3 protein-coding genes are annotated in these 6,933 nt (G+C 38.9%); all 3 read left to right on the forward strand.

The features are described 5' to 3' along the window. Positions 1-220: 220 nt before the first annotated feature. Positions 221-1,594 carry a 3-oxoacid CoA-transferase subunit B gene (locus tag ESB04_RS07100; RefSeq protein WP_129027029.1) on the forward strand — a complete coding sequence of 458 codons (1,374 nt, stop codon included), beginning with the start codon at positions 221-223 and terminating at the stop codon, positions 1,592-1,594. Between the two features lie 566 nt (positions 1,595-2,160). Next, positions 2,161-3,360, forward strand: coding sequence for a helix-turn-helix domain-containing protein (locus ESB04_RS07105; RefSeq protein ID WP_129027030.1), 1,200 nt, complete (start codon positions 2,161-2,163; stop codon positions 3,358-3,360). A 181-nt stretch (positions 3,361-3,541) separates the two neighbouring features. Further along, a partial coding sequence (locus ESB04_RS07110) for a beta strand repeat-containing protein (RefSeq protein ID WP_164969614.1) occupies positions 3,542-6,933 on the forward strand: 3,392 nt, incomplete at its 3' end.

Here is a 6,933-nt window from a genome sequence, read left to right on the forward strand (position 1 = left end):
CAAAGCTCAAAATTTGCTGCATTATTAGACTTTATTCAATGGAGCAGATGTTGAATTTTATGATCTTTTTCATTTTTAAGGGACATGGATTTGGATGATTCATTTATAAAAAGTGAGACTTATGAATTATCGTGTAAACTGAGATTGTCATGGAATCTGATTTCTTTCATGTTTTATACCGTTTATATTTTTTAGTATTGTAGTCTGTTTTTTCGAATGTATGAAGACTAAAGTATTTACCGATGCGGCTTCGGCCTTGTGGGATATTCCATCGGGAGCGAGCATCATGTTGGGTGGTTTTGGATTAGCGGGGATACCTGAAAATTCCATAGCGGAATTGAGAAATAAGGGTATTAGGGAATTGACCTGCATTTCCAATGAAGCAGGGGTAGATGATTTTGGATTGGGGATTTTGTTGAAGAATAAGCAGATTAAGTGCATGATTTCCTCTTTTATTGGGGAGAATGATATTTTTGAGGAATTGCTTTTATCGGGAGAAATGGAGGTGAAATTAGTTCCTCAAGGTACCTTGGCTGAGCGCATTCGGGCAGCAGGGGCAGGTATACCCGCATTTTTTACACCCGCGGGAGTAGGAACGGAGGTGGCTGAGGGTAAAGAAATAAGGACATTTGGTGGAAAACAATACTTGATGGAAGAAGCTTTGTCGGCGGATTTTGCCTTGGTTAAAGCATGGAAAGGTGATCCAGAGGGTAATTTAGTTTTTCATGGCACAGCCAGAAATTTTAATCCCATGATGGCGCAAGCGGGTAAAATAACCATTGCCGAAGTCGAAGAGTTGGTGCCTTTGGGCGGATTGAAACCTGACGAAATTCATCTGCCGGGTATATATGTGCAAAGAATATATCAGGGTTCAGCTTATCAACATCGCATTGAGCACCGTACGACTGACAAGGATTTAGTCCAATTGGCTCATCAGGAGAAAGCCAAAGAAATTATTGCACGTCGTTTGGCATTAGAAATCAAGGATGGTGACTATGTGAATTTAGGAATTGGCATTCCCACCATGGTAGCCAATCATATCCCCGAAGGTATGCGGGTGATTTTACAGTCGGAGAACGGATTATTGGGTATTGGACCTTTTCCAGCGGATAATGAGGTAGACCCAGAAGTCATTAATGCCGGGAAGCAAACTATTTCCATGATTCCGGGTGCATCCCTTTTTAGTTCGGTGGATAGTTTCGCCATGATTCGAGGGGCGCATATTGATGTTACTATTTTAGGAGGAATGGAGGTTTCTGAGAACGGTGATTTGGCTAATTGGAAAATTCCGGGTAAACATGTGAAGGGCATGGGAGGTGCTATGGATCTGGTGGCTTCCTCCGCTAATGTGATCGTAGCAATGCTTCACCAGAACAAGGATGGTAAGTCCAAATTAGTGAAACAGTGTTCTTTACCTTTAACTGGCAAATTCTGCGTTCGACGAATCATTACGGATTTAGCTGTAATGGATATAGCTCCGAATGGTGGTTTTATATTGTTAGAAAGAGCGCCAGGTATTAGTGTTGCACAAATTCAAGAGGCAACAGATGCCGATTTAATTATTAAAGGCGAAATTTATGAAATGAATATTTAAGATGATTCTAGCCGATTTACGCAGTTATAAAGTTGAATTTTTCGAGCGAAATCTTAGGGCCTGAGATTTCGATATTCAAGTACAATTCTCAGAAAACTTTCAAATAGGCGATTCTCGCAGCCTTTATTTTCGGGTTTTTACAATTTGATTGGTGTAATTTTCTTTTTTCGGATTTTAACGTCCATGTTTTATCCCAACTTTTAAGTCATTTGAGGCATAATATTTCGTTAGTTTGTGATGATAAATCTCTGAATGTCTAGGAAAACTTTTGTTCAGATTTCATGAATTTTCACAAAAACGATGTAAAAGAAAGTTTAAATTATAAAATGATATATTTTCAATTCAAAATTTTTTTATTCAAAAATTTATATTAATTATTTATTATTTCATATTTTAATGTGCCAAATTTGAAATTGAGAACAAAAATTAATAAAAATGTTCTTGTATTTGATTTTTTTTTCGGCTAATTTTGTCTCAGTCTTTAAAGCGGACTGTTCCGTGTTCTACAAAAAAATTAATTATTCCGTGTTCCATTTTTAATACTGTTCCGTGTTCTATAATTTTTCATGATACTTAACCTTTCATTTCTTGGGTTAGTTGTGGCGCTTCTTCTCTACATTTACAGAGAAGGTAGAGCTTATGCAAAAATTCTTTTGGGTATTTTCTATTTTTTAACTAGCATTTTTGGAATCGTTCATGATGTAACCAATACGCCGCGTTCAGAATTCTTAATTTCACTATTTGCGGTTAATTTTACCCCTTTTTATTTCTTGATGGGGCCGGTTTTTTACTTATTTGTGAAGGTTATTATTGGAAGGGAAAGGTTGGTTATTAAGGATTGTTGGCATATGGTTTTTGCCGCACTTATCATGTTAAATATTTTGCCCCATTTGTTTTCTTCCTTTGATGAGAAGCTTATTCTTGCTCACAAAATTGTTGATCGTCCTGAAGCTCTTTATGAGGCCAGGTACTTATTTCTGCCTACTTTCTATCAGTCTTTATTAAGGCCTATATTTACCATAGCCTATTTCGTTTATACAGGAATTTATTTGATTAAACGCTGTAGGATTAAGAATTACTTCGTGACTCACAAGATTAGTATATTGTGGATAGGCCTAATTATTTTATTGTATATCTTATTGAACTCTGCCTCTTTGTTGGTTTTTTTGAATGCTATAGAGTTAAAGAATTTTCAAAAGAATTTATTTAGTCCTTGGGTTTTAAAAGCTTGTATGGATATTAAATATTGGGTGTATTCTGTGCAAAATTTGTCCATTTTATTTATTCCTTACGTATTATTTAGTCCACAATACAAGAAGAAAAAACATAGTACAGCTAGGACTCAAGGGGACTTGGTGCTTTCTACTTTTGTTCCTCCTGTTAAAAAAGTAAATCCTTCTTCTGCATATGAGGTGCCATTCTTTCGGTTGGAAGAAATTGGTCATCAAATTGCTAAATACTGTCAGGATGAGCCTTATTTGAGAAGTCGTTTCTCACTATCGATGATTTCAGAGGAAACTAAAATACCCTATTATCAATTATCATATTATTTCAATAATCACTTGGGAGTAAGTTTCAATGATTGGAAAAATGAGCTTAGAGTTAAGCATATCATCACTTTAATTCACTCGGGCAAGGCGCAACAGAATACCTTAGAGGCTTTGGCGCATTCATCAGGCTTTTTATCTAGGTCAAATTTTGTCAAAGCTTTCAAATACAATACGGGTAAAACTCCATCGGAATATTTGAAGAGCCTTAAGAGCTAAATTTGAAATTGAGTACAAAGTGGAGTGCTATTTTCTAGTTAAAAATTAGATTTTATAAGTATCTTTGTTTAATTGCGGTTATTAAAGCGTTTAATTATTAGGCTTATAACAAACAAATTTTAGGTGACTGTTTATAGTTTAAACTGAAGCCTTCTGTGTTTGTGTTCTATTGTTAAAATTTATGATTCAAAGAATTATACAAATTCTTTTAACTGGTGTTCGTTCTAACAAGTTATCCAAATGCTTTTTAAGTGTTGGCTTAATTTTGTTTGTTCTATTTTTGAATTCTTCACAGCTTTTTGGTCAAAGAAATTTTTCTCCTGTAGCGAGCGCCTACGCTAATTCGTCTATTATTCCCTATTCTCAAAATATATTCATTGAGCCATCCGTCAAAGATCAGGACTTCGCTAGAAAGCGTGTCTTGAAAGCAAAAAATGGCGTTGATTTTCATTTGCGTACATTTTTTAGTCAAGCGGACTACCGCGAACAATTATTTAAATTCTTTCCAGGAAAGCGCAAGCAATTGGATGCAGATTTTGTTCAAAAGTCATTATCCTTAAAAAACTTGGTTTTAGGAAATGGATTTTATGTGCCAGTTCAATTGGTGAAATGGGAGAATATGCACGGTGCCATGGCCAGTTATAGTTCCATAGGTCCAGATGGTAAACCTCGCATGTATATCAACCAGGAATACGCCGAAGGGCAAGGGACTTTTTTGTATCCTGAGGCGACAGACAGTCAAATGATAGCTTTGATGTTTCAGGAATATGGTCATGCGATAGATGATTATTTGAATGGATTGGAAGATTCACCGGGCGACGAAGGAGATCTATTTGCGACTCGAGTATTGAAACTGGACGTATCTGAAAGGTACCTCGAAACTATTTTAGCGCGTAATGACCACAATAAAATCAAGGTAGCAGGGAAAGATATTTATGTGGAGGATGCTGGGGTTTATTTGTCAGAGGCTTGGCCGGCAACAACTGCATCGGGTGGAGGTATCACTTGGACTACAGGTTCTGCTAAATCAACCAATACATCTTTACGATTGGAAACGGCGGTTATGTCTAATGCATGGAATGCAACAACTGGAACTACAGCATCTATAACAGCTATCTTTTGGGATGGAGCAACTTCGATATCAGGTGTAGTCAATTATTCCATGTCAGGTGCATCGCCTGCCAACTCTATTTTAGGTTTTTTAACAGGCGGATCTGGTACAGCGGGATATTTATTGGTACTTCCCAATTCAACTACCACGTTGGCTGCAAGTACAGCATACACATTTGCTAATAATGCAGAAGGAACTATTGTTCAAAATTTTGTTGCCGCAACATCTCCTTCTATTGGTCCAGGTTCTACCTTGACACTGGGAACTTCATCAAGAGGTGCAGCAGTAACTACATCTTTAACAGCGCAAGCTAAAAATGCCGGTGGCACTAATGTTAATGGTATTACGGCCACTTTTAGTTCAACTTCAGGAACAGCTTCAATTACTGGAACAAATCCGGCTACAACTTCAGGTTCAGGGGGAAATACTGGTAAAGCAGCTGTGACAGTTTCAGATACAAAAGCAGGCTCAACAGTATTTAATTGTGAATTGAAAAATGCGACTGGATGGTATGTTATTGTGACAGTTACGCTTACGGTAACACCTCTTACCGCTTCTAAGCTAGCTGTAACAGGTTCTGGTACTCAAACGGCAGGGGGAAGTCAAACAATTACGATTACTGCTCAAGACACCTATGGAAATACGGCAACTGCCTATACAGGAGCTAAAAATTTAACTTTTTCTGGAGCAACAAGTTCTCCTTCCCCCGTCACTGCACCTACGGCACAGAATAGTTCAGCAGTAGATGTGGCTTTTGGTTCAACTACAGCAGAAACTTTTTCTGCAGGGGTAGCCACGACGGTCATGAAATTGTATAATGCAGAAACAGCTACTATTTCGGTATCGGACGGTACACTTTCGGCTACTGGGGCTAATCAATTGACAGTAGTCGTCAGCCCATCTACCATGACTAAGTTGGCAGTAGGTTTGGCTTCTCCACAAACCAATGGTATTGGATTTACCGGAACTAATACTTTGACGGCATTGGATGCATATGGCAATACTGCGACTAGCTTTAATGCTGCTACCAACAATGTAACAGTCACAACTACTCTTAGTGGTGCTGTTACTGGACTTTCGGGGGCCAACAAATTGAGTTCAGCCGGAGATTTCGTGAATGGTGTGGCTGATTTATCGGCCGACGGCCTTACCTACACAGGTACTATTGGAACGGGGACTTTTACTTTTACTCCAGCTACAGGTACAGCGGTTACTAGTTCAAATGTAACGGTTAGTCCCGGGGCTGCTACCAAATTAGTTTTTGATAATTCAACGGTCAATTTTACAGCAGGGGTTTCCCAAAATGTTGCCATCTCCGCTTTTGACCTAAGTGGTAATTTAGCTACTTCATACACGGGAGCTAAAAATCTGACCCTGTCTGGGGCATCAAGCTCCACCAATCCGGTCACTTTTCCCACTTATGGAGGAACGAATTTTGGTTCAGTTTTAAATATAAACTTTACTTCTGGATCTGCAGTTGCCAGTATGATTTTTTATAAGGCAGAGTCTGCCGCTATTAATGTGTCTGATGGTACAATTAATTCAAATTCAGGAGGAACGCTAAATGTGACAGTTGACCCTGCTGCTTATAATAAGTTGGCGGTTAGTTTAGCTAGCCCTCAAACCAATGGAATTGCTTTTACAGGGACCAATACCTTGACTGCACAAGATGCATACGGAAACACTATAACATCTTATGACGCTTCTGCGAATAATGTTACGGTAACTTCTAGCTTAATAGGGAGTATTTCAGGTTTATCTGGAACAAATAAATTAAGCAGCGCAGGAGATTTCGTGAATGGGGTGGCCAACTTAACTAGCTTAGGCTTGAAGTATACTGGAACATCAGGTTCAGGAACTCTCACGTTTACACCTACTTCAGGTACAGCGGCGACAAGTTCTTCAGTAACTATTAATCCAGGAACAGCCACTAAATTAGTAGTGACTGGTACAGGCACCCAAACGGCAGGAGGGTCACAAACGATTACCGTTACTGCACAAGACGCTAGTGGCAATGCAGCTACTAGTTACACAGGAGCTAAAAATATTACTTTCTCGGGTGCAACTGCTTCAAGTAGCCCAGTGACTAACCCAACAGTGGCGGGCACGAACTTTGGAACGGCGACTAGCTTAACATTTACAGCGGGTGTGGCAACGGGAAGTATGATTTTGTACAAAGCAGAGTCAGCGACGATCAATGCAACAGACGGAACGATCAACTCGAATACTGGAGGTACTTTGAATGTAACGGTGAGTCCATCAACGATGACAAAGCTAGCGGTTTCCTTGACAAGTCCACAGACGAATGGTAGTGCCTTTACTGGAACGAATACTTTAACGGCACAAGATGCATACGGGAATACAACGAGTTTTGATGCTTCGTCGAATAATGTGACAGTTACTAGTAGTTTAACAGGAAGTATTAGTGGCTTATCGGGGACGAATAAATTAACAGGAGCAGG

Origin of the sequence: Aquirufa rosea, from assembly GCF_004118285.1 — a bacterium.
Classification (GTDB): Bacteria; Bacteroidota; Bacteroidia; order Cytophagales; family Spirosomataceae; genus Aquirufa; species Aquirufa rosea.

What these genes read in the sequence shown, in the direction of transcription:
- ESB04_RS07100 (WP_129027029.1), top strand. Translation starts at nt 221, where the DNA reads ATGAAGACTAAAGTATTTACCGATGCGGCTTCGGCCTTGTGGGATATT.
- ESB04_RS07105 (WP_129027030.1), top strand. Translation starts at nt 2,161, where the DNA reads ATGATACTTAACCTTTCATTTCTTGGGTTAGTTGTGGCGCTTCTTCTC.